Genomic DNA, 25,847 nt, shown 5'->3' on the forward strand with positions numbered 1-25,847 from the left:
GGCCGGCTCGGTCGCCCCTGAATGCCGCCGCCTTCCCCCGCTCCTCCAGGCGACGGCGGCTCCCTCGCGGGGGCCTACCTGGCGGTGATCCGTACCGACAGGCCACGGGCGGTGTGCACGGGCACCGCGTGGTAGGCGCCGCCGTGCACCTTCACCCTGCCGATCCTGCCGCGCAGGCGGCGGGCGGCGATGACCGGGACGGTCGCGTGCCTGCCGTGCGGGCGCAGGTGGTCGAGGCGGATCTCCAGGACGCTGTCCCTGCCGAGCGTCGCCGCTCCGGACACCGTCAGCGGGGTGTGGCCGTGCTCGGTGAGCGTGACCGCCCGTACTTGGCCGGGTTGCCCGAGGAGTACGAGCCGCGCAGGGTGTTGACGAGCCGCACCACCCGGCGAGGTCGGAGCTGGTGGAGCCGGCGCCGCGGGCGGAGCCAGGGGCGGCGTCGGCGGGCACGGCGTGCGTGACCTCGGCGCAGTAGCGCACGTTGGCGGCCACGACGTCACGCATCAGCGGCTTGCCGTCGTTCCAGCTCGCGCCGGCCTTCCAGACCTTCGCCATGCCCGAGAGGATCACCATTGCCGCGATGGACGGGAGGACCGCCACGCGGTCAGCGCCATCCGGGGGCCGCCTCTCAGGGTGCGCGGCCCTGCTTCACGCCCGTCCGAGCGGCGATCCAGCGGCGGGAATCCGGTTGCCCCGTGTGGGTCGGGTTTGCCGACAACAATGCCGACCCCGCTGGTGAGCTGGGGAAATGGGAGCACTAGCGTGGTTGGCCAGGCAGGTTGGATGGATTTTGACAACCGTTTTCATTTCAGCGCATACTGGGTCACATGATGTCAGGATTTTCCCGGTCTTACGCCGCTCGTCCCCTGGCCGGAGCCGTACTGCTGACGGTGGGGCTCACCACCGCGGCCTGCGGCACCGGTTCCGCCACCGATGTATCCGCGAGCGGAAAGCCGCAGGTCATCGCCGCGTTCTACCCGCTGCAGTGGCTGAGCGAGCAGGTGGGAGGTCCCGACGCCCAGGTCTCCGTGCTGACCGCCCCCGGCGTCGAGCCGCACGACCTGGAGCTGACCATCAAGCAGGTCACCGACCTCAAGGACGCCGCGCTGACCGTCTACATCAAGGGCGTCCAGCCCGCGGTGGACGACGCCGTCGAGCCCGACACGAGCTTCGACGCGGCCACCGCCGTCACGACGCTGCCCGCCGGCGAGCACGCCGAGGAGGAGGAACACGAGCACGCGGACGTCCCCTACGACCCGCACCTGTGGCTCGACCCCTCCCGCCTGGCCACCGTCGCCGCGAAGCTGGGCGAGCGCATGGCCGCCGCCGACCCCGCCCACGCCCAGGGCTACCGCGACCGCGCCACCAAGACCGCCGCCACGCTGAACGACCTCGACCAGGAGTTCGGCCGCGGCCTCGCGTCGTGCCGCACGAAGACGCTCGTCACCGCGCACGAGGCGTTCGGCTACCTGGCCGACCGCTACAAGCTCAAGCAGGTCGGCATCACCCTCGACCCCGAGAGCGAGCCGTCGCCCGCGCGCCTGTCGGAGGTGGCCAAGCTCGCCAAGACCGAGGGCGTCACCACCATCTTCACCGAGTCGCTGGTCAGCCCGAAGGTGGCCGAGGTGCTGGCGAGCCAGGTCGGCGCGAGGACCGCGGTGCTCGACCCGCTGGAGAGCAAGCCCTCGGGCGACTACGTGTCCGCCATGCGCGATAACCTCAAAACCCTTCAAACAGCACTGGGGTGTACGGCATGAGCGAAACGGCCTTCGCGATGACCGACGGCCGGGTCTCCTTCGAGGGCAAGCCCGTCCTTCGGGGGATCAACCTGACCGTCAGTTCCGGGGAGGTCGTGGCGCTGCTGGGCGCCAATGGCTCGGGCAAGTCCACGCTGGTCCGCTCGCTGCTCGGGCTCACACCGCTGAGCGGCGGCCGGACCCTCATCTACGGCGCCGCTCCGGCGAGGTTCCGCGACTGGTGGCGCATCGGCTACGTGCCGCAGCGCCTCCAGGTGGGCGGCGGCGTGCCGGCGACCGTACGCGAGGTCGTCGCCTCGGGCAGGATCGCCCGCCAGCGCCGCCTGCGCCGCACGAGCGCCGCCGACCGGGCCGCCGTGGCGGACGCGCTGGAGGCCGTACGGCTGAGCGACCGCGCGGGTGACCCCGTCCAGTCGCTCTCCGGCGGGCAGCAGCAGCGGGTGCTCATCGCCCGCGCGCTGGCCGGCGAGCCGGACACGTACGTGATGGACGAGCCCACGGCGGGGGTGGACGCCGAGACGCAGCAGCTGCTCGCCGACACGCTGGCCGGGCTGGTGCTCGGTGGCAAGACGGTGGTGCTGGTGGTCCACGAGCTGGGCCCGCTGGAGCCGATCATCACGCGCGGCGTGCTGATCCGCGAGGGCGTCGTCGCCCACGACGGCCCGCCGCCGCGTCCCGAGGGCGAGTGCGCCCGCCCGGGGCACGACCACCAGCACCCGCACGCGACGGAGTCCGTCGCGGGACCGCTCACCGGGTGGCAGGGGGACCCGAGATGATCATTGAACTTCTGCAGGAGCAGCTCTTCCAGCTCGCGCTGGTCGCGGCGCTGCTGGTCGGGCTGTGCGCCCCGGCCGTCGGCACGTTCATCGTGCAGCGCCGGCTGGCGCTGCTCGGCGACGGCGTCGGGCACGTGGCGCTCACCGGCGTGGCCCTCGGCTTCCTGACGGGCACCGCTCCCGTGCTCACCGCGGTGCTCGTGTCCGTCGCGGGGGCCGTGGCGATCGAGCTGGTCAGGGCCCGCGGACGCACGAGCGGCGACGTGGCGCTCGCCCTGCTGTTCTACGGCGGCATCGCGGGCGGTGTCATGCTCATGGCCATCGCGCCGGGCGGCAGCAACGCCAAGCTCAACTCCTACCTGTTCGGCGCCATCGCGAGCGTCACCCCGCAGGACATCTGGGTCATCGCCGCGCTGGCCGTCGCCGTGATCGGCGTCGTCGTGGTCTTCGGCAGGGAGCTGTTCGTGCTCTGCCAGGACGAGGAGATGGCCAGGGCGAGCGGGTTGCCGGTGCGCTTCCTGAGCCTGCTCATCGCCGTCACCGCCGCGCTCACCGTGGTGATCGCCATGCGGGTGGTCGGCCTGCTGCTCGTCAGCGCGCTCATGGTGATCCCGGTGGCCACCAGCCAGCAGCTCACCCGGGGCTTTCGCACCACGATGGGGCTGGCCATGCTGTTCGGGGTGCTGGCCTCCGTGGGCGGGCTGCTCGCCTCCACGTACTCGGCGAAGGTCCCGCCGGGCGCCGCGATCGTGCTACTTGCGCTCGCAGGCTTCGTCCTGGCGCTCGGGGTCGGTAAATTCGTACGGCGAAGCCGGACTCAGGAGTCAACCGTGACAGATCGACCGCAGGCGCGCGTCGAGGAGGTCGTATGACGACGAGACGCGATGCCGTGCACGACACCCTGCGCAGGAGCGAGGGTTTCCGCAGTGCGCAGGACGTCTACGCCGAGATGCGCCTGCACGGCGCGAAGATCGGTCTGACCACCGTCTACCGCGCCCTTCAGGCGCTCGCCGACGGCGGCCAGGTCGACGTGCTGCGGACCGACGACGGCGAGTCCGTCTACCGCGCGTGCGCGACCGACACCCACCATCACCATCTGGTGTGCCGCCGGTGCGGCCGTACGGTCGAGGTGGCCGGGCCCGCCGTCGAGCGCTGGGCCGAGATGGTCGGCAGCGAGCACGGGTTCACCGAGATCACTCACACCGTCGAGGTCTTCGGCACCTGCGCGTCCTGCTCCGCGCCGGCCAAGGTCGGCTGAGGACGGCGCGACCCGTAGAGCACCCCGAGGACGATCACGGCGCACCCGGCGAGTTGCAGCGGCGACGGGTGCTCGCCGAGGGCCAGCGCCGAGATCCCCACGGTGGTCAGCGGCTGGATGAGCAGCAGCAGCGCGGTGAGTGCCGCGGGCTGGCGCGGCAGCGAGAACGTGATCAGCGACCATCCCAGCACCTGCGGCCCCAGCGCGAGCAGCAGCAGCCAGCCGTGGGCCGGCCATCGCGGTACGAAGTCGGCGCCGCCGAACATCGGGCTGAGCAGCGCGATGACGACCGTGGCCACCACCGTCGCGTGCGCCAGCGGCCCAGCCGCGCGACCCGAGGACCCCTTCATGAGCAGCAGGAAAACGGCGTAGCACAGAGACGTCGCCACGCCCGCGAGCACACCCGCCGCGGGATCACTGCCGTAGGCGGCGCTGTCGAACACCCCGGAGATCAGCACGACCCCGGTGAACACCACCGGAGTGCCGATCATCAACCGCCGCGACGGCCGCTCCTTGAACAGCGCCCAGGCGGCGAACGCCACGATGAACACCTGAAGGTTGCCCAGCACGGTCGCGAGGCCCGCGCCCACGTACTCGATCGCGTGATGCCAGAACAGCAGGTCGAGCGCGAACATCAGCCCGGCCGCCCAGGCCGCGGCGGCGGCCTTGCCCGGCATCGGCCCGAGCCTGCGCCGCTCCAGCCAGGCGAGCAGCACGATCGGCGGTACGGCGTACAGGCAGCGGAAGAACGCCGAGGTGGCAGGGGTTACCTCGGACAGACGGACCAGCGGGCCCGAGGTGGAGATGACGAGTGCGCCCACGATCGCGATCAGCACGGTACGGCGATGTGCACGCACGGAAACCCCCCGATGCCCGCGTACGAGATACGCTGCGATCACGCTAGGACCCGGCGCAGACAGGAGTCAAGATGCCGTTCGGCCATGACATGGTCCACTCTCTGGCCACCGTGGTGGAGCTGGTCAACACCTCACCCAGCACACGCGGCGACGAGGGGCTGTCCAGCTTGGCCGACTTGCAGGCGTTCGTGGAGTCCCGTGAGATCAGCGGGGTCCACACCCTCACGACGCGTGACCTCGGCCAGGTGCGCATCGTCCGCGAGGCGTTCCACCGCGTCTTCACCGCGACCGACCAGCCAACGGCGGTGCGCACGCTGAACAACCTGCTGGCCGGCACCCGCATCACGCCCCGGCTGACCGAGCACGACGGGCACGCGCTGCACGTCCACTACTTCGCCAACGACGCGACGCTGGCCGAGCACGTGGCCGCCGACTGCGGGGTGGCGCTGGCCCATCTGCTGGTGGAGGGAGAGGCGGAGCGCTTGCGCACGTGCTCCGCCCCCGACTGCGACCGGGTCTTCGTCGACGAGTCACGCAACCGGTCGCGCGTCTACTGCGACAGCCGCACCTGCGGCAACCGGATGCACGTGGCCGCCTACCGCGCCCGCCGCAGAGCATGAAAACGCCCGGGATGCCCCCGCATCCCGGGCGATCAAGTGCCGTCACGGAAGGACGGCTCTTCGGGGGGCGACGTGCCGACCGGCTCCGTACCGGAACCGGCCGGCGGTCAGGTCGAGCCCGGCTGGACGCCGGGCCGACGACCCCCGTTGTTCACATGGTCAGCGACCGCTGTGGTGACCGTGGCCGTTGCCGTGGCCGCCGTGGTTGCCACCGTAGTAGTAGTGGCCGCCGTGGTAGCCGCCGAAGCGGTACAGCGCGTAGCGCAGCGCGTACTTCGTCGATACGGGACGCCACTTGCCGCCGCTCCAAACCCAGAAGCGGTGGCCGTCGTAGCGGAACTTCCGACCGTGGTCGGTGCCGTACCAGTAGCCGCGGCTGCTGTGGCGGTACCACTGCCGGTGGCCGTCCCAGTGCCGGAGAGCGGACTCCTGCCGGTCCCCGACGTGGGTGACGACGATGCTGTCGCCCGCACGGACATTCGTGCTCGCCGACGCGGCCCCCGTGCCGGCGATCAGAATGCCACCCGTGACCGCCAGAGTCGCGGCAGCCGTGCTCAAACGCTTAACGATCTTGTTCATGATCGCGAATTTCCCCTTGATACGCCGACCCACTCCTGATGCTCTGGATGCTTCAGGGGGCCGACGTTGTTGTGTTACAGGGGGGTTAACCAACCCTCTTAGGTAGATAATCCCAATCATCCCATGATGTGACGTTTAGCTCATTCGTCCGTACGTCAGCGTGGCGCGTGGACGCCGCGGGAAAGGGCCGATGTCACGGCTCCCACGTGCGAAAACGCCGACGGGGTCAGCGTTGCCGGGCCGGGCGGATGATCAGTTCGTTGACGTCCACGCCGGGCGGCTGGCCCATGGCGTACGAGATGGCGGCCGCGATGGAGTCCGGCGAGATGCTGTTCGCCCGATACGTCCGCATCTTCTCCCGCGCGCCCGGGTCGGTGATGGAGTCGGCCAGCTCCGACTCCACGACGCCGGGCGAGACCGTGGTGACGCGGATGGCCGGGTCCAGCTCCAGGCGCAGACCCTCGGTGATGGCCCAGGCGGCGTACTTGGTCGCGCAGTAGACCGCCCCCGTCGGCACCACCTGGTGCGCGCCGGTCGAGGCGACGGTGACGAAGTGGCCCGAGCCCTGCCGCTGGAAGTGCGGCAGCGCGGCGGCGATGCCGTGCAGCAGGCCGCGCACGTTCACGTCGATCATCCGGTCCCACTCGTCCACCAGCAGCGCCTCCAGCCGGGACAGCGGCATCACGCCCGCGTTGTTGACGATCACGTCGATGCGGCCGTGCCGCTCGGCGGCCTCGTCGGCGAAGGCAGCCACGTCCCGGCGGTCGGTCACGTCCAGCCGGCGCACCTCGGCCGTGCCGCCGTCCGCCTCGATCGCCTTCGCGGTCGCCGCGAGGCGGTCCTCGCGGCGGGCGCCGAGCACGACCACGTGCCCCTCGGCGCCCAGGCGCCGCGCCGTGGCCTCGCCGATGCCGCTGCTCGCGCCGGTGATCAGTACGACCTTGCTCATGCTTCCTCCTTCGAGTCGTCGACCGGGTAGTCGGCGCTGAGCGTCAGCTCGCGCCAGGCGTCGAAGCCGGCCTTGAGAGTGGTGAGCCGCCTGGTGGCGACGTCGTAGGCGGCCTTGCCGAGCAGCAGCCGCAGCGGCGGTTCCGGCGACTCGACCGCCGTGATGATCGCCGCGGCGGCGCGATCGGGGTCGCCGGGCTGGCTGCCGTAGGTGGCCAGGGTGGAGGCGCGCCGGGCGCCGGCCGTCTCGTCGTAGTCGGCGATGCGGGTCCTTGACTGCCGCATCGAGGGCCCGGACCAGTTCGTACGGAACGCGCCCGGCTCCACGATCGTGACCTTGATGCCCAGCGGGCCCACCTCGGCCGCGAGCGACTCCGACAGCCCTTCCACGGCGAATTTGGTGGCGTGGTAGTAGCCGGTCGCGCCGAACGCGGCCAGTCCGCCCAGCGACGAGATGTTCACGACGTGGCCGGCGCGACGGGCGCGCATGCCGGGCAGGACGGCCTTGGTGACGTCCACCAGGCCGTGCACGTTCGTCGCGAACAGCGCCCTGACCTCGTCGTCCTCGCCCTCCTCAAGGGCGGCGAGATAGCCGTGACCGGCGTTGTTGACCAGCACGTCGATGCTGCCGAACCCGGCCGCCGCCGCCTTCACCGCCCGCTCGACCTGGTGCCGGTCGGTGACGTCGAGGGGCAGGGCGAGAGCACGGCCGGGGTGCGCGGCCACCAGGTCGGCCACCTGCTCGGGGGATCGGGCGGTGACGGCGGCACGCCCGCCACGGCCGAGCACGGCGGCGGCGAGTGCCCGGCCGAGACCGCTCGAACAGCCGGTGATGAACCAGACAGGGGTGTGGTCGATGCTCATGAGACTCCAATGGGGTGTCGGTACCGGCCGGCACCGCCGCGGCGCACTCGCGGGTGCGTCGTCGTCGGTACGCGGGCATGCCGGGATGGCGCGACGGCGGTCGCGGTCGCGCGCGGATGTGAACGTGGGTCGGTCAGATGGTGCGGGTCAGGCCGTGAGGCTGCCCAGCAGGGAAAGGCGCTCCTCCGACGGGCTGCCCGGGTCGGCCTGGTAGACGACGAGCTGCTGCCCGGGCGCGCTGTTCACGGCCAGCGACTCGTAGTGCAGGATCAGCTCGCCCACCAGCGGGTGATGGAACCGTTTGGTCGCGTGGGTCTTCTGGCGGATGTCGTGGCGGGCCCACAACTCGCGGAACGTGGTGCTCTTCAGCGACAGCTCCCCGATCAGCTCGACCAGCTCGGGATCGTCGTAGTCGGTGCCTATGGACGAGCGCAGCCCGCCCACGGTGTCGATCGCGACCTGGTGCCAGTCGGGGTAGAACGTGCGCGCGCCGGGATCGAGGAACACCAGCCGCATCAGATCGCCGCTGTGGGTGTGCCCGGCGAACAGGGCCTCACCGAGCGCGTTGGCGGCCAGCACCGTCATGCGGCGCCCCAGCACCACGGCCGGCGTCTGCGCCCAGGCCGCCATCATGCGCAGCAGGGCGTCCTCGACGCGCTCAGGCCCGCAGGACGGGCGCCTGTCCTCCATGGCCGGGTGGGCCAGCCGGTGCAGATGGGCCGTCGCGTCGTCCTCCAGCTTCAGCGCCCTGGCCAGCGCGTCGACCACCTGGGCCGACGGGTGCCGCTCGCGGCCCTGCTCAAGGCGGATGTAGTAGTCGGTGCTGACCCCGGCGAGCCGCGCCACCTCCTCGCGGCGCAGCCCCGTTACCCGGCGGCGCGCTCCGACCGGCATGCCGTGGTCCTCGGGTTGGAGCAGCTCGCGGCGGGCCCGCAGGAACTGCCCGAGCAGGTTCTCCGTGTCCATGTCCTCCAGGCTAGGCCGGGAACGCGCCGCTCAGGAGCCCTGAAGGTGGGCGGGAAACTCCCACCCTCAGAGCACAGCACCGCACGCGGGAAGGGCGGCCGTCATGCTCCCGCGTGCAGGAAGGCCGCCCAGGCCGACGGGCGGTCCGGCATGGCCTCGCGCAGGCGGCGCGTCACCGCGTGCATGGCCCGCGCACCGGGAAGCCGCTCCGGGGCGTCGAGCGCCGCACCCAGCTCGCGGTGGAACGCGGCGGCCGTCCGCGCGGCGACGTCGTCCCCGATCTCCCACAGCGTGGCCACCGCCTGCCCGTACCCGGCCAGCTGGAAGGCCGAGGCCAGGTGGATCGCCTCGTCGGCGAGCGAGCTCCCGCCGCGGGCGGTCGCGCAGGCCGACAGATAGGCCAGTTCGGCGCCGTCCAGCTGGAGCCGGCCGATCTCGCTGAGGCCGAGCGGACCGTCGTGCAGCAGCAGGTGACTCGCCGACGGGTCGCGCGGGTCGCTGCCGGCGTGGCAGGCGAAGTGGGCGACGGCGGCGCGGGGCAGCGCCGCCAGCACGGCCTCGCGGGACGCGTCAGGACCGACCAGCGTCGCACCGCGGACGAGCGAGGCGACCTCGACCGCCTCGGCCGCCGTCCGCGGCAGCGGCGCCTGTCCCGGAGTCACCGGCATGGCCACGCTCAGCCCGCTGCGTGCCGCCGGCACGGCGCGCGAGCGGCTGTGCATCAGCGCCCGCAGCGTCGGCGTGTACGACGGGACCACCCGATCGAGCACGGACGCGCCCGGCACGTCGGGACGGCCCGCGGCGTGCAGCGGCAGGAAGGTGAGCGGTCCGGTGGGCGACCACCACAGCCGCGGCCGAAGCAGGCCCTCAGGAGACTCCGTGAGGCCCAGCTCGCCGAGGACCGGTTCGGCCACGACGTCCCACAGCCAGCCGAGCGTGTCGAGCAGCACCCGCTCCGCCTGACCGGCCAGCAGCCCGGAAGAGGCGTGCGCGGCCTGGACGGCGTCGTGGAACGCCTCGGCCTGGTCAGCGAGCTCGGCGGCACGCAGGTACGGCAGGGGCACCAGCCGTACGCCGTCGGTCGTCAGGATCAGCGCGTCGCAGCGGCGCCGGTTGACGTTGACGACCACCACCGGCCCATCGGCGGCGACCGGCCGCAGGTCGGGCACGCCCAGCGGCAACGGCATCAGGAACCGTCCGAACTCGGGCAGCGCCTGGATCCGGCCGGACACCTCGGTCCACTCCTCGGTCACCGCGCGTAGGGCCGCCTGCTCGCCGGGCCCCGCCTCGCGGCCCGGGTTCTCGAGGAGCGGCCGTACCCGCTCCCGTACGGCGACGAACCGGGCGGCCAGGCCGGCGTCCGCGGCTCGCAGGTTCTCCAGCTCCACGCGCGCGTTGACGGCGCTCGTGAGCATCCGCCCGCGCCCCTCTTCGAGCGCCTCCAGCGCCGCGGCCGGGTCGCCGCCGTCGGCGGCGGCCGCGGCCTGGTACGACGCCATGCGCGCCAGCCCCGACCCGAGCTCGTCCCCCTCGTCGGGGACGGCGCCCATGGCACGCAGCCGCATCGCCGATCCCCACACGCACACGACCCACGCGGCCTGCGTCAGGTCCCGGGCGACGACCTGACGGGCGAGCCGGACGGCCTCCCGGTACGCGGGCTCCTCGTAGGTGAGCTGGTAACGCTGGAAGAGGGTGAGGCTGAGCTCCTTCAGCGCGGTCAGGTCGTCCGGCGCGGCGGCGAGCCGCTCGCGGTGGCGTCGCACCGCGTCCTCGAACACCGCGAGCGTCTCGAAAGGTGACACCACAGCTTGGCTCATCTGCGTCATCGAGCCCAGCATCGACGCGGACAGGTCCGCCCTGGCCATGATTGCCTGGGTCGTCTCCATCATGCGGGGCAGCAGGGCGAACGACCGCTCGTCAGGACCGCCTTGGCGCGCCCGTAAGAACTGGGTCAGCAGCAGGCCCAGCTCCAGCATGGAATGCTCAGGGCTGTCGCCGGGCACCTCGCGCAGGAGCCGCTCGTGGAGGTCGAGCAGCTCGTCCAGCTCGGCGTGGTCCGTGCGGTCCTCCGGCGGGTCGGCGGGGCCGCGCAGCACGGCCCTGAGCCGGTCCTCGGGGCTCAGGCGGCCCAAGTGCCTGCCCACGAGCTCGTCGACGAGTTCCTCCAGCTGGGGGCCGGACGAGGTACGCAGCAGGCGGGCCATGCCGTCCATGAGCTGCGCGCTCTGCCCCTCGCCTTCGGACGGCCCGATGCCGATCAACCGCAGCATGACGGCGAGCAAGTTGTCCGGCTCGTCCGGGACCCCGTCGCCGGTGGCCGGGATCACCCGCCGGAACAAGGCGGTCATCTCCTCCATCTGCCGCCTGGTGTCGACGCTGAGCGGGGGACGCGGCGCGACAGGCCCCGCCCGACCGGTCCGCAGCAGCTCCGCCGCAGCGAGCCTCCTCAGCAGCTCCTGCCGCCGCACAGGGTCAGGGGTGAGCTGCATCGCTCTGCCCAGCACGGTGACGGCCTCCTCTGCCGCCGGCCCGTCGCCGGTCCGTGCCAGAAGCATCAGCGTGGCGCCCAGGTCGGCGAGCATCTGCGGCAGGTTGCCGTCCTGGCTGGTCGCCGCGTCGACGGCGATCCTGGAGAACGCGGCGGACTGCGACAGCAGCGCCGGGTCGCGCGTCGCGACAGCCTTGGCCCGCACCGCCAGCGCCAGCCCGTTGGCGCAGCGCGCGCGGTGCGCGTCACCCTCGGGCATGCCGTCGAACGCCTCACGCAGGACGGCGACCGCCTCGTCGAGCTCCGGAGGCACGTCGCCGGGCAGCTCCGCAGGAAGGCCCAGCAGGAGCGCGTACCCGAGATCGCACAGGACGACCAGGCGGTACGGGTATCCCACGGGGAGCTTGGAGGCGACCATGCGCAGCAGCGCGACCGCCCACGGGGCATCCTCGCCGCGGCCCCGGTCGGCGGAGCGCCGCAGCACGAACCTCGCGACCTCCGCGAGAGTCTCGAGGTACGCGTGCTGCAGCTCCTCCCCCACCAGCTGCAGGGTGTCGAACCACGAGCGCACCTCGTCCGGCAGCGTGTCCGGCTGTGACAGGTAGAGCGGCATGAGCAGCAGCGCCGCCCGCTCGCGGTCCTCCTCACGCGCGGCGGGCAGGGCGGTGGCACGCAGCCAGTACACCAGGCCTGCCGTGTGGAGCACCTGCCCGTCCGCCCCGTCAGGGACGGGCAGGTGGTCGAGCAGCCGCTCGACCTCGTCCAGCGCTTCTGGTTCGAGCACTCCGCCCGGCGTGAACAGCCGGGCCTGGAGGGTGGCGAGCAACTGGTCACGCATGGGCGCCTCGCAGTTAGGTGGACTTCCTGAACCTTTCGCTGACCGTCTTCCCGCGAGCCGGCCGGACCGGCCGGGTCTCGTCGTCGAACCGTTCCAGCAGCTCGTGCAGGTACACGTCGACCGTGGCCTCGACGAGCTCGGCGTACACCTCGGCGGCGTCCCTCGACCGCCGCCACGCGACCAGGCCCACGACCAGCCCGATGACGGCGCTCGGCCACCACACCACGCCCAGCGCCGCGTACAGCACGGCCCATCCGCCCAGCACGGTCGCCTCGTCGAGCCGCCGCCGGCTCTCCGTGAGCGGCTCGCGCGCCGAGTCGGGCAGCAGCAGCCACAACCGGGGCCAGGCGGCGGTGAGGTCGAGGCCGTACTGCTTGCTCGTCCGCCGCGCGGGAGCGTGCAGCCGGTCGCCGATCCAGGTGGGACAGCGAGGCTCGGTGAGAGCGACAGCGTTCCTGGCCTCCGCGAGCTCGCCCAGGCGGGGGTGATCACCGCCGTCCAGGGCGTCGCGGTACTCCCGGTCGAGCCGCCGCCACTTCCCGCGCCGCCGCTCGGTGAGCGCTCTCGCCGCCCGGCGCGCGAAGAACGGCCAGCGGCCCGACAGCAGGTGCTCGACCGGCCTGCCGAGCGCTCTGGCGACGAACGCGCCGGCCGTGGCCGCGACGAGCAGCCCGACCAGCACCACGACGGTGCGCAGCGGGCCGTCCTGCTGGGCGCCGGCCGCCGCGGTGAGCGCGAGGAGCCTGCGCCACAGCAGTGCGGTGTCGGCCCAGTCGCGCTGCCCCAGCACCAGCGCCGCCGCGGCCACGGCCGTGAACACCAGCCCCGGCAGGACGAGCAGCGCGACCCACCGCTCCGCGACCTTCTTGCCGAGTTCGGCGAGGAAGCCCGTCATGGCGCGCGCTCACCCCTCGGCCGAGAAACGCAGCGCCTGCTCGTGGATCTCGCAGCTCGGGACCTCCGCGTCGGCCTCGCGGTGCACGACGCGCGTACAGGTCTCCTTCGGGCACACATACACGCCCGTGATCGGCCTGCGCTCGCCGTCGACCGGGGTCGGCAGGGCGGATCGGGTGTCCACTTCCTCGGCTGCGGGGACGGTGTCGATGCCGAGCTGGTCGAGCAGCGCACCGACGGGCTCGCCGCGGCGGGCCGCCCGCAACACCTGCGCCATGAGGGCTCGGCGGCCGGCCGAGGCGGGGCCGCGTAACAACGTCCGTAAGTGCGGCACGGCAGCGCAGAACGCCGCCAATGCCTGCTCCTGGTCGGGCTGAGCGGACACGGCTCGCCTTCCGACGCGCGCGGATCGTACGACGAGGAAGATCCTAACCGCGCTGCGGCGGTCCTGCGGGGGGAAGCGGCCGGCCGGCGGCGCGCGCCGACCGGCATGCCGTGGCGGGCCCGCAGGAACTGTCCGAGCAGGTGCTCCGTGTCCCCGTCCGCCGGGCCAGGCCGGGAACGCGCCGCTCAGGAGCCCTGAAGGTGGGCGGGAAACGTCCACCTTCAGGGCCGAGGGTCGGCGGCCACGCCGCCGATGTCTGCTCCTGGACGGGCGGAGAGACCGTCCGACGAGAATCCGCGCGGCGGGGGCGGCGGCTAGCGGCGGTCGGCAGGGGTGACCGAGTTGGGGATGGCGCCGCCGTAGCGGCGGTCGCGCTTGGCGAAGATCTCGCACGCCTCCCACAGGTCGCGGCGGTCGAAGTCGGGCCAGAGCCGGTCGAGGAAGACCATCTCGGCGTACGCCGACTGCCACAGCAGGAAGTTGGAGATGCGCTGCTCACCCGACGAGCGCACGAACAGGTCGACCGGCGGGATCTCGGGCTCGTCGAGATAGCGGGCGAACACGTCCTCGTCGACCTTCGACGGCTTGACCCGTCCGGCCGCGATGTCCTCGGCCAGCTTGAGCGCGGCCTGCACGATCTCGGCCTGGCCACCGTAGTTGACGCAGAACTGCAGCGTCAGCTTGGTGTTGGCGACGGTCATCTCCTCGGCGGCCTGCAGCTCGCCGATGACGCTCTTCCACAACCGGCCGGGCCGGCCCGCCCAGCGGACGCGCACCCCCATGGCGTTGAGCTCGTCACGCCGCCGCCGGATGACATCGCGGTTGAACCCCATGAGGAAGCGCACCTCGTCGGGCGAGCGCCGCCAGTTCTCCGTGGAGAACGCGAAGGCGCTGAGATAGGGGACGCCCAGCTCGAGAGCTCCTTCGATGACGTCGAACAACGAGGCCTCGCCCGCCTTGTGCCCCTCGGTGCGGGGCAACCCGCGCGCTTTGGCCCACCGGCCGTTGCCGTCCATGATGATCGCCACGTGGCGGGGCACGAGATCGCCGGGGATCGGCGGCGGGATCGCGCCGGACGGGTGCGGGGTCGGAGGACGTACGTTCACACTGGCTCCCTTTCAACGTGTCGAAGAGAGCGTATGCCGTGCTCGAGATGCCACTGCAGGTAGGCGGCGACGAGCCCGCTGCACTCACCGCGGTGGCGTGACTCGGAGGCGTCGGCGGTGGCCCAGTCGCCGCGCAGCAGCGCCGTCATGAGCCTGATCGTCTCACCTGCCGGGACGACGGCGCCGGCCGGCTTGCACGCCCCGCACACCACGCCACCGGCCACGATGGCGAACGCCCTGATCGCCGGGGCCTGGCACTTGGCGCAGGCCTCCAGCGCGGGGGCGTAGCCCGCCACGGCCAGCGAGCGCAGGAAATAGGCGTCGAGGACGAGCCTGGCCTCGTGCTCGCGCTCGGCGAGCGTGCGCAGCCCGCCCACCAGCAGCAGGAACTGCCGCAGCGCGGGCTCCTTCTCACCGTGGGTCAGCCGGTCGGCCGTCTCGAGCATCGCGCTGCCGGCGGTGTAGCGGGGATAGTCGCTGGCCAGCGCCTCTCCGTAGGGCCTGATCGTCTCCGCCTGCGTGACGACGTCGAGCGTGCGCCCGGTGTGCAGCTGCACGTCGACGTGCGTGAACGGCTCCAGCCGGCCTCCGAAGCGCGAGGTGGTGCGCCGGACGCCCTTCGCCACGGCCCGGATCTTGCCGGTACGCCTGGCCAGGATGGTGATGATCCGGTCAGCCTCACCGAGCTTCTGCGTGCGCAGGACCACGCCTTCGTCACGGTAGAGACTCATTCGGACATCTTACGACCGCCCGGTGTCACGGGCGGCCCGGACGGCACCGGGATGCTCCAGTGGCACGACTTTACGTCCGTCTCACTAGACTTTGACCTCTGTCCCCGCATTACCCGGTGTTCAACCCCCCGCTACCGCCTCGAAAGGGAGTCATGACCCGCGTGGTCCTGCTGGGCGCCTCGCCCGGCCCCGACATCTCTCCGACTGGCCTGAGGCTGGCCGCACTGCCCGGCAACCCCACCGTGGCCGAGCGACTGCACGGTCAGCTCGCCGCCATGGATCCCCGCTTCGCCACGATCCCGTCGGGTGACGTGGCCGCGGCTCTGCGCGCCGTGGCCGATGTCGCCGAGTCCGCATCGGAAAGCCTCTTCATCATCCCGGAGAACTCGGTCGTCCACGACGAGCTGATCTACCAGATCACCAAGACCAAGCGCGGTGCGCTGGCGCTCGTCGCGAAAGAACCGCGTCCTCAGGCGACCGAGGAGGAGGACAGCGACCAGCTCGACGACACCGTCGTCGAGCGCATCCCCGTCGACGAGGCCGAACCTGAGATCGGTCACAACCGCGTCGAGGGGCTGCCCGTCCGCGTCCGCATCGGCAAGTCCAACCGCGTGGTCTCCGTCGGCACCGCCACCCATGCCGTGACCCGGCCCAACGGTGTCGTCCTCGGTCCCCTCCACGTCAGCGCGCGCAACGCGCCGATCCTGGCCGAGACGTGCCGCGCACTCGCTGACATGGCCGACCGCTTCGGCCCCGACGACGACCTGGTGCAGCTCATCGTCTTCGGCCTGGTGCGCAACGGCGTGTCGGTCGGCATCCGCGGCCGCCGCGACCTGTTCTACCGCCGCGTGACCACCCAGGAGGAGGTCAACGAGGCGGGCGCCGAGATCGTCGGCATCAACGAGGACCGCGCCCGGCTCAACCACGCGGTCAAGGGCGCCGACGGCTTCTTCACCACGTTCTTCGTCTCCACCTACAGCCGGTTCATCGCCCGCTGGGCGGCCCGGCGCGGGCTCACGCCCAACCAGGTGACGATGATCTCGATCGCGCTCGGCGTGGCCGCCGCGGCCGCGTTCGCCACCGGCGACCGGCCGTGGATGGTGCTCGGCGGCGTGCTGATCTACTTCGCGTTCGTCTTCGACTGCGTCGACGGACAGGTCGCCCGCTACGCCCGCAAGTTCGGCGTGCTGGGCGCGTGGCTCGACGCCACGTTCGACCGGTTCAAGGAGTACGTCGTCTTCGCCGGGCTCGCCATCGGCTACGTGGTCGCGGGCAACAGCGACGACATCTGGATCCTCGCGCTCGCCGCCCTCGGCCTGCAGTCCGTACGGCACCTGCTCGACTTCTCCTTCGGCGCCTCCAACCGCCGCAAGCCCCCGGCCAAGCTGCCGACGATCTCGCTCGACGCTCCCGACGACCGCGAGCTGCGTCAGGCGCTCGTACGCCGGAAGGTCGAGCGCGACCAGGGTCTGCGGGCCGTGCTGAAGGCATGGACCAAGGCCGGCAGGTTCCGGGCGGTCCACTGGGCACGCAAGATGATCGTGTTCCCCATCGGCGAGCGGTTCGCGGCCATCGCGATCACCGCCGCCCTCTTCGACGCCCGTATCACCTTCATCACCCTGGTGATCTGGGGCTCCGTCGCTGCCGCTTACACCCTCACCGGACGCCTCATGAGGTCGCTCGTATGATCACCCACCCGCAGGCCATGGCCACCCCCACGCCGGACCCCGACGAGGAGCGCCGCCGCATCCAGACAGCCCGCCTCGTCGCCTACCGTGACGACGGCCCCCTCGCCACCGCTCTCGCCGGCAAGCTCCGCTCTGGCCTGTCCCCCACACCCGCCACGCTCGTGGCCCTGCTGGCCGTGATCGCCGTCGCGGTCGCGGGCGTGCTCAAGCCGGGCCCCGTGCTGCTCGTCCCGGTCGCGATCGTGCTGCTGCTCGTGCTGCCCACCGCGCCGCGCGACCACCTCGGCCGCCTCGACTGGCTCACCGCGCCGCTGGTGCGCGCCGCCGAGTTCTTCACCATCATCGCGGTCGGCCTCGCCGCCGACGCGCCGAAGTGGCTGCTGTTCGTCCTGGTCTACGTGATCGGCTACCACACCTACGACACCGTCTACCGCACCCGCCAGAGCATCTGGCCGCCCGCCTGGGTGTTCCGCGCCGGCCTCGGCTGGGAGCTGCGGCTGCTGATCATCGGTGTGGGCGCGGCGTTCGGCGTGCTCACACCGGTGCTGGCGGTGCTGACGGCCTACCTGTTCGTGCTGTTCGCCGTCGAGAGCGTGACCAGCTGGGTGCGCCTCGACAAGGCGTCCGCCCAGGCCGGCGCCGACGCCGAGCAGGACCTCGAGGCCTCTCCAGAAGAGGTCATGGAGCAGGCCACCGGCGAGGCCGACAAGGGCTGAGCGCCTCCGTCGCTTCCTCCTGCGGCGCCGCACCACTGGTGCGGCGCCGCTCGTCGTTCCCGAGCCCTGCCGCTTCGGGCCTGCCGCGTCGCGCGCCGGGCTGGCCAGGCGGTATACAGGGGCGCGTGGAACTGGATCGGCTCGATCGTGACATCATCGCGGCGCTCGTCGACGACGCCCGCGCCACCTACGCCGAGATCGGCCAGCAGGTGGGCCTGAGCGCGTCGGCCGTCAAGCGGCGGGTCGACCGGCTGCGCGAGACGGGTGCGATCACCGGTTTCAGCGCGCGGGTGGCGCCGCAGGCGCTCGGCTGGACGACGGAGGCGTACGTCGAGCTGTTCTGCCAGGGCAAGACCAAGCCGTCCGACATCGCGCTGGCCGTGACCCGCTTCCCCGAGGTGGTGGCGGCGGCCACGATCACCGGCGAGGCCGACGCGCTGCTGCACATCAGGGCCACCGACGTGCGCCACGTCGAGCGGGTGATCGAGCGCATCGCGGCCGAGTCGTTCGTGGTGCGGACCAAGAGTTCCATCGTGTTGTCGAGGCTCGTGGACACGCCTCCAGGAGCCGTCCCGGACACGCGCAACGAATCACCTGTCATCAGCTGAAAGTCGCAACAGACTCGCGTCAACACGCAATGCCGCCCTCTTGGCGTGCATAATCCGACATTTCTACTCTGTCTCCATCCCTTCTGTGCGGAAATCTTCCCTGCTCATTGACGTGATGGAGCCCTGCATGCCCAAACACTTCCTCATGTGCCGCCCGGACTACTTCGCGGTCGAGTACGCCATCAACCCGTGGATGGACCCCGAGGCCGGCGCGGACCGTGACCTGGCGGTCCGTCAGTGGGAGAGTCTGAAGGCGGCGTACGAGGAGCTCGGTCACCGGGTGAGCCTGATCGACCCGATCGACGGCCTGCCCGACATGGTGTTCGCCGCCAACGGCGCCCTGGTCGTGGGCGGCAAGGTGTACGGCGCCCGCTTCGCCTTCCCCGAGCGCGCCGCCGAGGGCCCCGCATACCTGCGCTGGTTCGCCGAGCGCGGCTACCCGGCGATGGAGCCGACCCACGTCAACGAGGGCGAGGGCGACTTCCTGACCCTCGACGACGTCGTCCTGGCCGGCACCGGGTTCCGCACCGACGTCGTCGCCCACCTGGAGGCGCAGGAGTACCTGGGCCGTCCCGTGGTCTCCCTGACCCTGGTCGACCCGCGCTTCTACCACCTGGACACGGCACTGTTCCCGCTCGACGGGCACAACGTCGCGTACTACCCGGGCGCGTTCTCCCCCGGCAGCCAGGAAGTGCTGCGGCGGATGTTCCCCGACGCGGTGCTCGCCACCGCCGAGGACGCCGAGGTGCTCGGGCTCAACGCGGTCAGCGACGGCACCAACGTGGTGATCAACGCCGAGGCCGCCGACCTCCAGCTGGAGCTCAAGCGGCGCGGGTACGAGGTGATCCCCGTCGACCTGTCGGAGCTGCGCAAGGCGGGTGGCGGACCCAAGTGCTGCACACTGGAGATCAGGGGGGACAACTGACATGATCACCAGCGCAGAGCTGATCGAAGTGAGCGAGCGCCGCAGCGCGCACAACTACCATCCGCTGCCTGTCGTGATCCACGAGGCGCACGGCGCCTGGGTCACCGACGTCGACGGCAAGCGGTACCTCGACTGCCTGTCCGGCTACTCCTCGCTCAACTTCGGCCACGGCAATCAGAAGATCATCGACGCCGCCAAGGAGCAGCTCGAACGGCTCACCCTGACCAGCCGGGCCTTCTACCACGACCAGTTCGCCCGGTTCTGCGCCGGGCTCGGCGACCTGACAGGCAAGGACCTGGTCCTGCCCATGAACACCGGCGCCGAGGCCGTCGAGACCGCCATCAAGGTGGCCCGCAAGTGGGGGTACGAGGTCAAGGGCGTCGAGCCCGACCAGGCCAACATCATCGTGATGGACGGCAACTTCCACGGCCGGACCACCACGATCATCAGCTTCTCCACCGACCCCGACGCGCACGACAACTTCGGCCCGTACACGCCGGGCTTCCGGATCGTCCCGTACGGCTCCGCGGAGGCGATCCGGGAGGCGATCGACGCCAACACCGTCGCCGTGCTGGTCGAGCCGATCCAGGGCGAGGCCGGCGTGCTCGTGCCGCAGGACGGCTACCTGACCGACGTGCGCGAGCTGTGCACGGCCGAGGGCATCCTGATGATCGCCGACGAGATCCAGTCGGGTCTCGGCCGCACCGGGCAGACGTTCGCGTGCGACCACGAAGGGGTCGTGCCCGACATCTACGTGCTCGGCAAGGCCCTCGGGGGCGGCGTCGTACCGGTCTCGGCCGTCGCCGCCAACCGCGACGTGCTCGGCGTCATCCACCCGGGCCAGCACGGCTCCACGTTCGGCGGCAACCCGCTGGCGTGCGCGGTCGCCATCGCCGTCATCGAGCTGCTGAACACCGGCGAGTACCAGGCGAGGGCCGGGAAGCTGGGCGAGGTCCTGCACGCGCGGCTGCGCGAGCTGGTCGGCAAGGGCGTCGTCGAGGTCCGCGGGCGCGGCCTGTGGGCGGGCGTCGACATCGATCCCGAGATCGCGACCGGCCGCGAGGTGTCGAAGGCGCTGATGAAGCGCGGCGTGCTGGCCAAGGACACCCACGGCTCGACGATCCGCCTGGCTCCGCCCATCGTCGTCTCGGAGGACGACCTGCTCTGGGCGATCGACCAGCTCGCCGACGCCATCTACGAGCTCAAGACCTCGTAGTCACGGTCACCCGGCCCGGCCCCACCCACCGCACGGGGCCGGGCCCCGTCCAGGGAGACGCTCCTCGGGCGTCCATGACCGGGCGCCGCGACGGCGCCCGGTCACCGTCCGGGTGGCCGGTCAGGCACCGGGCAGCTGCCACAGCTGCATGCCGTCGGGGGCCGGCGACCAGGTGAAACCCCGCTCCTTCAGCTCCGTCGCGAGGACCGCCGCCGGCGGCCGGTGGTTCGTGCCGATCGTCTCCTCCTCGCTGATCACGACCCCGCGCTGCCTGACCCGGTACACGAACCGGGACGTGACGCTCTCCCCCGCGACGTCCAGCACCTGCGCCGCGACCTCGTACGTGTGCCGCCCGACCTCGTACGAGCCGATCGGCTCGAGCCCGCCCGGCACGGGTGCGGCGCGGTCGCGCCAGTTGAACACCAGCCGCCCGCCCGGCCGCAGCTGCCGGGCCAGCACCTCCCACAGCCCGGCCCGCTCGGCTGCGGGGAAGTTCTGCAGCACCGAGATCATCACGACGGCGTCGACCGGCTCGTCCACGTCGGCGTCGAGGGCGCCGCACGGCAGGACGGTCACCCGGCGGCGCAGCGGCGGATCGGCCGCGAGGCGCGACAGCAGCACGGAACGCATGCCGAGCGACGGCTCCAGGGCGTAGATCTCGCCGGGGGCCGAGCGGGCGATGACCTCGGTGACCAGCCCCGTGCCCGCGCCGATCTCGAGGACGCCGTGCCGCACCCCGTCCAGCAGCGGCGGCAGCAGCTCGCGGACGAGGGGCACGTGCCCGTCCTCGTGCAGGAGGTCGTAGAACGGTACGGCGGCGGCGAGGGGGTCAACGTACATGAGGGTCAGGGTAGATCGGCAGAACCCATGGGCTGGACGGATTCACCGTCGGTGGTGTACCAGGTGACGCGGCCCGGCAGGGTGAGCGTGGCGACGGCGTTCTGGAACCAGGGGCCCTTGGTGATGCGCCATCGAAACAGCGGGCGCGGCACACCCGCCAGGCGGGCGAGCAGGCCGCCGACCAGCGTCGCGACGGCGAACTGGGTGACCACGTTGGCCCAGCGCAGCAGCGGGCCGAGCGGGTTGCGGATCGGCGAGCACACGATCTGGTGGATGCGCCCTACCCGGGCCTCGGCCAGGTAGGAGAAGTGCACGTCGCCGGAGAGGATCAGCACCGGCCGCCGCGCCTCGACCAGCAACCGGGACAGGTCGTCGAACGACTTGTGGAAGGCCGCCCAGTGCTCCAGGTCGACGGCCTGGCGGAACTTCTCCGACCACCGCCGCACCAGCGGCCCCCACCTGCCGTCGCACAGCGCCTCGTTCCAGCCCTGCACGCCGTGGACGCCCTCGGGAAGCAGGAACGGGATAGAAGAGCCGATGATGAGCCGTTCGGCCGGCCGTTTGACCTGCTCCTCCAGCCACTCCCACTCGGCGGGGTCGAGCATGCGGCGGTCGCCGGGCGTGAGCTGCCTGGCGCAGCGGGTGTCGACCATGATCAGACGGGCGGGGCCGAGGTCGCGGGCGTAGCTCCAGCGGTTGCTGCTCGGCTCGGTGTCGGCCTTCTCGGCGAACGCGTCGAGCGCCGCGTCGGCGTCACCCTCACCCGACAGGAGCGCGCGCAGCAGCGGCTCTTCGGCCCGCTCGGCCGGCGAGAGGTTGCCGAGGTGCTGGTAGACCCAGTACGCGCCGAGCGCGGACACCACCCGGCGCCGCCACCACGGCGTCGCGGCCATCTGCTCGCGCCAGGGTTGTGAGGTGTTCCAGTCGTCGCGGACGTCGTGGTCGTCGAAGATCATCGCGGTCGGCACGGTGGACAGCAGCCAGCGGATCTCGGGGTCGGTCCACGCCCGGCGGTAGAGCTCGGCGTACTCCTCGAAGTCGGCGATCTCGTCCTGGGGCTCGGTGTCGCGCCGGGAGCGGATGTAGTCAAGCATCTCGGGCGAGGGGCTGTCGGCGTAGACCTGGTCGCCGAGGAGCAGCAGCAGGTCGGGCCAGTCGTCCTCGTCGGCCTCCGCGAGGGTGCGCCCGTAGGCACGCAGCACGTCGTGGCCGTGGGTGCGGACGCTCGAGGCGTCGTGCGGGACGCTCGTGCGGCAGGAGCCGAACGCCAACCGGCGCGCGCCCTGCGGGGGCAGCAGCCTGATGCGGCTCGGCGGCCGACCCGCCACCGGCCATACCTGCTCCCCGTCGAGGCTGACCGAGTACGACGCGATATCCTGGGACAGTTCGACGAGATCCACGATCGCATAGTGGTGACCGTGCACGGTGAAGGTAGGCGACCGGTAAGTCCTGCCGTCCGCCTCGACGGCGACCGTGCAGGGTTCGGCGGTCTCCACCCAGATCGAAGCGCTGCCTGAGTCGACGTATCGCAGCATTGGCCCAACCACGAGTGCGGGCATCCAACCCCCTGTTCGACGATCCGGGCACACTTTACTCGCGAGGCTGCGAAGGTGGCAGGGACGGACAGCACTCGGTCATCGGCCTGGATTTCGACCAATTACTAGGCAAGGTAAAACGCCCCGCTCTAGGATGATCGTAACAAGATCGCCCAAATAGGGAAGGCAATGGCGCCTTTCCCATAAAACGGGCGTACAAACAGGAGGATTCTCTTCCATGAGCATCATGGTGCCGTCAACGACGCCGGCCCTGATCCCCCCGGGCCGTCAAACGCTCGACTCCGCTCTACACCAGCTCGACCAGGCCGCCGAACACCTGGGGCTCGACGACGGGCTCCGCACGATGTTGGCCACGCCGCGCCGCTCCCTGACCGTCTCGGTCCCGGTGCGCCGCGAGGACGGCCGGCTCGACGTCGTCCAGGGATTCCGCGTCCAGCACAACGTCTCACGCGGGCCCGCCAAGGGCGGCCTGCGCTTTCATCCCACGACCGACCTCGACGAGGTCACCGCGCTCGCCATGTGGATGACGTGGAAGTGCGCCCTCGTCGGCATCCCGTACGGCGGCGCCAAGGGTGGCGTGGCCGTCGACCCGACCGGGCTCACCACCCGCGAACTCGAACGGCTCACCCGCCGCTACGTCAGCGAGATCATGCCGCTGATCGGCCCCGAGAAGGACATCCCCGCGCCCGACGTCGGCACCGACGAGCAGACCATGGCGTGGATCATGGACACCTACAGCGTCAGCGCGGGCTACGCGGTGCCCGGGGTGGTCACCGGCAAGCCGGCCACGCTGGGCGGCTCGCTCGGCCGCTCGGGGGCGACCTCGCTCGGCGTGCAGATCGCGGCGCTGGCCGCGCTCGGCCGTTCGCCCGAGGGCGTCACCGTGGCCGTGCAGGGCTTCGGCAAGGTGGGCGCGCTCGCCGCGCAGCACCTGTCGGACGCCGGCTGCAAGGTGGTGGCGGTCTCCGACGTCACGGGCGCCGTTCACGCCCGCGGCGGGCTCGACATCGCCCGGCTGCGCGCCTACGTGTCCGAGACCGGCGGCGTGCGGGGCTTCCACCACGGTGACGCGATGAGCCACGACGACCTGTTCGAACTCGACGTCGACGTGCTCGTCCCGGCCGCCCTGGAGGGGGCGATCACCGAGGTCAACGCGCCCAGGATCCGCGCCCGGCTGATCGTCGAAGGGGCCAACGGGCCCACGACACCCGCGGCCGACGAGATCCTCGCCGCGTCCGGCACCACGGTCGTGCCCGACATCCTCGCCAACGCGGGCGGGGTGATCGTGTCCTACCTGGAGTGGGTGCAGAACATGCAGGCGTACTCGTGGAGCGCCGGCGAGGTCGAGGGGAAGATGCGCGACCTCCTGCTGAACGCCTTCACCGAGGTACGGTCGGTGGCCGCCGAGCGCGCCATGACGCTGCGCCAGGCGGCGCACGTCATCGGCGTAGGCCGGGTGGCCGACGCCCACCAGATGCGCGGCCTCTACCCGTGACACGCCGCACCGCAGGCATGCCCGTCACCTGAGCGGGTGCCGGCTGCCGACGAGTCGGCCGGCCAGCACCCACCGCGGCGGCTCGCAGGGGCCAGGGCCGCCGCGACCAGCAGGAAGGTGGCGACCAGCACCACGTGGGCGTGTTCGCCCCGACCGGGGCCGTCAGGCCTTGGACTCGGTCTCGTCGAGGGCCTGGACCAGGGCCTCGAGGTCGCTCATGAGCCGGGCGGTGCGGTCGGGGCCGAGGGCCAGCGCGATCGCCCCCTGCTGCTCGGCCACCGCTCCGTCGATCCGGGCGAGCAGCTCGGCGCCGCGCTCGGAGACGAACACCGCCACCCGCCGCCGATCGCCCTTCGACGGCCCCCGGTAGACCAGGGCCCGGTCGATGAGCCGGTCGATCGCCTTGGTCAGGGTCGGGTGCGGCATGAGCACCGCCTCGGCCAGCTCGCCCATCGACTCGCCACGGCCGTCGGCGAGTGCACGCATGATGCGCCACTGCTCCACGGTGACGTCCTCGCCCGCCAGTGCCACGGCGAGGCCGCGGTTGACGCCCCGCTCCGCACGGCTGAGCAGATAGGCGAGTGAGGACCCGAGGCCGGTGACGGTCATCCAGGCGGTCCTTTCGTCAGGGGGTTACCCAGGAGCATACTCGTAACGTGGCGGCGATTGTCGACCCGCTCGAAGCGCGGCTCCTTCCTTCCGACCAGGTGAGAATCGCTCTCGTCGTCCCCGTGTCGGGGGTGCTCGGCCTGATGGGTCCGTGCGCGATCAACTGCGCCCTCATGGCCGCCGAGGAGGTCAACGCCAGGGGCGGCGTCCTCGGCCGGACCCTCGAGCTGGTGCTCGTCGACGGCGGGCGGCCCGCGGGCGAGGTGGCTGCGGAGGTGGCCGGGCTGGTCGCGGCGGGCGCGGTGCAGGCCGTGGCGGGCGCGCACGCCAGTGACGTGCGTCTCGCGGTGGTGGCCGCGATCGCCGGGCGGGTCCCGTTCGTCTACGCGCCGCCGTACGAGGGCGGGGGGCAGGCGCCGGGCGTCTACTTCCTCGGCGAGACCCCCGACCGGCAGTTCGGGCCCGGCATCGCCTGGCTGGCCGGCACCGGACGGGCCCGCCGCTGGTACCTGATGGGCAACGACTACATCTGGCCGCGCCTGGCGCACGCCCGCGCCCGCCGGAAGCTGCGCGACGCCGGGGCCACGGTGGTGGGCGAGAGCCTCGTCCGGCACGGCCAGGCGGTGCGGGAGCTGGGACGGGTGGCCGACGCACGTCCCGACGCGATCCTGCTGACACTGATCGGCAGCGACCTGGTGGCGTTCAACCGCGCGTACGCCGCCGCCGGGCTCAAGGCGGTGCGGCTGTGCGGCGCGCTCGAGGAGCACGGCCTGCTGGGCATCGGCGGCGACGCCACCGGCCTGCTGTACGCGTCGATGGGCTACTTCCGCGGCCTGCCCACCGAGGCGGGCGTCCGCTTCGCGCAGCGCTACACGGCCAGGTTCGGCCCCGAGGCCCCTATGCTCAACGCCCACGGCCACGGCTGCTACGAGGCGATCGCCATGCTGGCCGCGCTGGTGGCCCGCGCGAGTTCGCTCGCGGTGCCCGCGCTGGACGCCGTGTCAGACGGCACGACGATCGCCAGCGCGCGGGGCACGCTGACGCTGCGCAACCGTCAGGTGAGGCACCTCGTCCACCTCGGCAGGGCGGACGGATTGCAATTCTTTCTGGAGAAACCTTTTCAATAG

General features: G+C 71.8%; 26 protein-coding genes. 12 read left to right on the forward strand and 14 right to left on the reverse strand.

The features are described from left to right. Positions 1–74 precede the first annotated feature (74 nt). Complete coding sequence (locus BLR04_RS02215) at positions 75–284, reverse strand: hypothetical protein (protein ID WP_090758969.1); 210 nt, start codon at positions 282–284, stop codon at positions 75–77. A 543-nt stretch (positions 285–827) separates the two neighbouring features. On the opposite strand from BLR04_RS02215, the gene BLR04_RS02220 reads away from it, so the two are divergent. Genes BLR04_RS02220 through BLR04_RS02235 form a run of 4 tightly spaced genes read left to right on the forward strand, consistent with a single transcriptional unit; the run spans position 828 to position 3,791 of the window. After that, on the forward strand, positions 828–1,757 hold the full coding sequence (locus tag BLR04_RS02220; protein WP_245739967.1) for a metal ABC transporter substrate-binding protein: 930 nt from the start codon (positions 828–830) through the stop codon (positions 1,755–1,757). Then, positions 1,754–2,533, forward strand: a complete 780-nt coding sequence (locus BLR04_RS02225) for a metal ABC transporter ATP-binding protein (protein ID WP_090759523.1) — start codon at positions 1,754–1,756, stop codon at positions 2,531–2,533. The genes BLR04_RS02220 and BLR04_RS02225 overlap by 4 nt, the downstream gene beginning before the upstream one ends. Then, the gene (locus tag BLR04_RS02230) at positions 2,533–3,405 is read left to right on the forward strand and encodes a metal ABC transporter permease (protein WP_245739998.1); all 873 of its coding nucleotides are present in this window, start codon (positions 2,533–2,535) and stop codon (positions 3,403–3,405) included. Before BLR04_RS02225 ends, BLR04_RS02230 begins: the two co-directional genes overlap by 1 nt. Next, positions 3,402–3,791, forward strand: a complete 390-nt coding sequence (locus BLR04_RS02235) for a Fur family transcriptional regulator (protein WP_090758973.1) — start codon at positions 3,402–3,404, stop codon at positions 3,789–3,791. Before BLR04_RS02230 ends, BLR04_RS02235 begins: the two co-directional genes overlap by 4 nt. On the opposite strand, the gene BLR04_RS02240 is transcribed toward BLR04_RS02235, so the two are convergent. Further along, entirely contained in the window at positions 3,731–4,648 is a 918-nt protein-coding gene (locus BLR04_RS02240) for a DMT family transporter (RefSeq protein ID WP_245739968.1), read from the reverse strand. The two genes, BLR04_RS02235 and BLR04_RS02240, sit on opposite strands and share 61 nt — an antisense overlap. A 71-nt stretch (positions 4,649–4,719) precedes the next feature. On the opposite strand from BLR04_RS02240, the gene BLR04_RS02245 reads away from it, so the two are divergent. Continuing rightward, positions 4,720–5,268, forward strand: a complete 549-nt coding sequence (locus BLR04_RS02245; protein ID WP_090758977.1) for a CGNR zinc finger domain-containing protein — start codon at positions 4,720–4,722, stop codon at positions 5,266–5,268. A gap of 159 nt (positions 5,269–5,427) precedes the next feature. On the opposite strand, the gene BLR04_RS02250 is transcribed toward BLR04_RS02245, so the two are convergent. From BLR04_RS02250 to recO, 9 genes are all read right to left on the reverse strand, one after another. Continuing rightward, positions 5,428–5,847: a hypothetical protein gene (locus BLR04_RS02250; protein ID WP_143021931.1), complete on the reverse strand. Its 420-nt coding sequence runs from the start codon at positions 5,845–5,847 to the stop codon at positions 5,428–5,430. 226 nt (positions 5,848–6,073) lie between these two features. Continuing rightward, entirely contained in the window at positions 6,074–6,796 is a 723-nt protein-coding gene (locus BLR04_RS02255) for an SDR family oxidoreductase (protein WP_090758981.1), read from the reverse strand. Next, positions 6,793–7,659 (reverse strand): oxidoreductase, encoded by an 867-nt coding sequence (locus BLR04_RS02260; protein ID WP_090758983.1) that lies wholly within the window; start codon positions 7,657–7,659, stop codon positions 6,793–6,795. The genes BLR04_RS02255 and BLR04_RS02260 overlap by 4 nt, the downstream gene beginning before the upstream one ends. 147 nt (positions 7,660–7,806) lie before the next feature. Further along, positions 7,807–8,625, reverse strand: a complete 819-nt coding sequence (locus BLR04_RS02265) for a helix-turn-helix transcriptional regulator (RefSeq protein ID WP_090758985.1) — start codon at positions 8,623–8,625, stop codon at positions 7,807–7,809. 101 nt (positions 8,626–8,726) lie between these two features. Beyond that, a complete protein-coding gene (locus BLR04_RS02270) occupies positions 8,727–11,951 on the reverse strand; it encodes a CHAT domain-containing protein (protein WP_090758987.1) in 3,225 nt (1,074 codons plus the stop codon). A 13-nt stretch (positions 11,952–11,964) separates the two neighbouring features. Further along, positions 11,965–12,846: a hypothetical protein gene (locus tag BLR04_RS02275; RefSeq protein WP_090758990.1), complete on the reverse strand. Its 882-nt coding sequence runs from the start codon at positions 12,844–12,846 to the stop codon at positions 11,965–11,967. A gap of 9 nt (positions 12,847–12,855) precedes the next feature. Next, positions 12,856–13,230 (reverse strand): hypothetical protein, encoded by a 375-nt coding sequence (locus tag BLR04_RS02280; RefSeq protein ID WP_090758992.1) that lies wholly within the window; start codon positions 13,228–13,230, stop codon positions 12,856–12,858. A 314-nt stretch (positions 13,231–13,544) separates the two neighbouring features. Continuing rightward, a complete protein-coding gene (locus tag BLR04_RS02285; RefSeq protein ID WP_090758994.1) occupies positions 13,545–14,336 on the reverse strand; it encodes an isoprenyl transferase in 792 nt (263 codons plus the stop codon). Beyond that, positions 14,333–15,067 carry a DNA repair protein RecO gene (recO, locus tag BLR04_RS02290; protein ID WP_090758996.1) on the reverse strand — a complete coding sequence of 245 codons (735 nt, stop codon included), beginning with the start codon at positions 15,065–15,067 and terminating at the stop codon, positions 14,333–14,335. Before recO ends, BLR04_RS02285 begins: the two co-directional genes overlap by 4 nt. 152 nt (positions 15,068–15,219) lie before the next feature. Here recO and BLR04_RS42225 point away from each other — a divergent pair, with 152 nt between their 5' ends. The 5 genes from BLR04_RS42225 to rocD all read left to right on the forward strand — a co-directional run bounded on the left by BLR04_RS42225 (position 15,220) and on the right by rocD (position 20,220). After that, entirely contained in the window at positions 15,220–16,755 is a 1,536-nt protein-coding gene (locus BLR04_RS42225; RefSeq protein ID WP_090758998.1) for a CDP-alcohol phosphatidyltransferase family protein, read from the forward strand. Next, a complete protein-coding gene (locus tag BLR04_RS42230; RefSeq protein ID WP_090759000.1) occupies positions 16,752–17,471 on the forward strand; it encodes a DUF5941 domain-containing protein in 720 nt (239 codons plus the stop codon). The genes BLR04_RS42225 and BLR04_RS42230 overlap by 4 nt, the downstream gene beginning before the upstream one ends. A 125-nt stretch (positions 17,472–17,596) precedes the next feature. Beyond that, positions 17,597–18,079: an Lrp/AsnC family transcriptional regulator gene (locus tag BLR04_RS02305; protein WP_090759002.1), complete on the forward strand. Its 483-nt coding sequence runs from the start codon at positions 17,597–17,599 to the stop codon at positions 18,077–18,079. Between the two features lie 127 nt (positions 18,080–18,206). Beyond that, the gene (gene ddaH / locus BLR04_RS02310) at positions 18,207–19,004 is read left to right on the forward strand and encodes a dimethylargininase (protein ID WP_090759527.1); all 798 of its coding nucleotides are present in this window, start codon (positions 18,207–18,209) and stop codon (positions 19,002–19,004) included. 1 nt (position 19,005) lies between these two features. Then, complete coding sequence (gene rocD / locus BLR04_RS02315) at positions 19,006–20,220, forward strand: ornithine--oxo-acid transaminase (RefSeq protein WP_090759004.1); 1,215 nt, start codon at positions 19,006–19,008, stop codon at positions 20,218–20,220. Between the two features lie 120 nt (positions 20,221–20,340). Here the strand turns inward: rocD and BLR04_RS02320 are convergent, their stop codons facing one another. Further along, on the reverse strand, positions 20,341–21,060 hold the full coding sequence (locus BLR04_RS02320; protein ID WP_090759005.1) for a class I SAM-dependent methyltransferase: 720 nt from the start codon (positions 21,058–21,060) through the stop codon (positions 20,341–20,343). A 5-nt stretch (positions 21,061–21,065) separates the two neighbouring features. Further along, on the reverse strand, positions 21,066–22,619 hold the full coding sequence (locus BLR04_RS02325) for an alkaline phosphatase D family protein (RefSeq protein ID WP_176902896.1): 1,554 nt from the start codon (positions 22,617–22,619) through the stop codon (positions 21,066–21,068). A 214-nt stretch (positions 22,620–22,833) separates the two neighbouring features. On the opposite strand from BLR04_RS02325, the gene BLR04_RS02330 reads away from it, so the two are divergent. Further along, complete coding sequence (locus BLR04_RS02330; protein WP_090759007.1) at positions 22,834–24,111, forward strand: Glu/Leu/Phe/Val family dehydrogenase; 1,278 nt, start codon at positions 22,834–22,836, stop codon at positions 24,109–24,111. Between the two features lie 162 nt (positions 24,112–24,273). On the opposite strand, the gene BLR04_RS02335 is transcribed toward BLR04_RS02330, so the two are convergent. Beyond that, a complete protein-coding gene (locus tag BLR04_RS02335) occupies positions 24,274–24,720 on the reverse strand; it encodes a MarR family winged helix-turn-helix transcriptional regulator (protein WP_090759009.1) in 447 nt (148 codons plus the stop codon). Positions 24,721–24,767: 47 nt separating this feature from the next. Here BLR04_RS02335 and BLR04_RS02340 point away from each other — a divergent pair, with 47 nt between their 5' ends. Beyond that, complete coding sequence (locus BLR04_RS02340) at positions 24,768–25,847, forward strand: substrate-binding domain-containing protein (protein WP_090759011.1); 1,080 nt, start codon at positions 24,768–24,770, stop codon at positions 25,845–25,847.

This window comes from Nonomuraea maritima (genome assembly GCF_900100395.1).
Classification (GTDB): domain Bacteria; phylum Actinomycetota; class Actinomycetes; order Streptosporangiales; family Streptosporangiaceae; genus Nonomuraea; species Nonomuraea maritima.